Here is a 244-nt window from a genome sequence, read left to right on the forward strand (position 1 = left end):
TGGGAGGAGCTGCACTAGCCGAAGAATGGATGGGTATGTTCGGTGCAAAGGTCACTAAGATAATTCCGTGGGAGGGCCAATGAGGCTAATCGGAACAGAGACCGAATATGGGGTAAGTGATCCAACGGATCCGCATGCTGGCGCCATCGCTCTTTCAGCTGCGGCCGTAAATGCTTACCGTGAGGCTTCGCGAGTTGGCGTTGATTGGGACTATGCCGGAGAAGATCCTCTAAATGACATGAGA

At 52.9% G+C, this 244-nt stretch carries 1 protein-coding gene; it reads left to right on the plus strand.

What is annotated here, in order from left to right:
• Positions 1-79: 79 nt before the first annotated feature.
• The coding region (locus tag QP381_RS09375) for a proteasome accessory factor PafA2 family protein (RefSeq protein ID WP_285068772.1) at positions 80-244 on the plus strand (165 nt) is incomplete at its 3' end.

Origin of the sequence: Pauljensenia sp. UMB6358, from assembly GCF_030216865.1 — a bacterium.
In the GTDB taxonomy this organism is placed as follows: domain Bacteria; phylum Actinomycetota; class Actinomycetes; order Actinomycetales; family Actinomycetaceae; genus Pauljensenia; species Pauljensenia turicensis_A.